Below are 394 nucleotides of genomic sequence, written 5' to 3'. Positions count from 1 at the left end.
GGCGCAGTGTGGGAGCCGGCGCGCCTGCGCATCCTCGTGGTCGAAGACGACGCGTCATTGCGCGGCGCGGTGTGCGAGCTGTTGATGCTGATCGGGATCACGCCCCAGCAGGCCGCCAGCGGTGCGCAGGCGCTCGAAGCCCTGCGGGCAGAAGCGTTCGACGTTCTATTTACGGACGTGATCATGCCCGACATGTCGGGCATTGAACTCGCGCAGCACGCGTTCGCCCTGCATCCGGAACTGCGGGTCGTCTTCGCCTCCGGCAATCCCATTCCCAACCACGATAGCTTTGCGTTTAGGTGGACGGCGCTTCGCAAGCCTTACACGCTCGATCAGCTACAGCACGCTCTGCAATCGATGATGGTGCGGGAGCGGGTGACCACCGGCACATAGC

The 394-nt window shown here is 64.2% G+C and carries 1 protein-coding gene; it reads left to right on the top strand.

Annotated elements, in window-relative coordinates; genetic code table 11:
* The coding region (locus D7V77_RS42955) for a response regulator (RefSeq protein WP_147452408.1) at positions 1-393 on the top strand (393 nt) is incomplete at its 5' end.
* Position 394 lies beyond the last annotated feature (1 nt).

Origin of the sequence: Corallococcus sp. CA041A (assembly GCF_003612075.1) — a bacterium.
GTDB lineage: Bacteria > Myxococcota > Myxococcia > Myxococcales > Myxococcaceae > Corallococcus > Corallococcus exiguus.
Note: the sequence above shows the minus strand (reverse complement) of the source record. Positions and strands in the feature narration are given on the sequence as shown.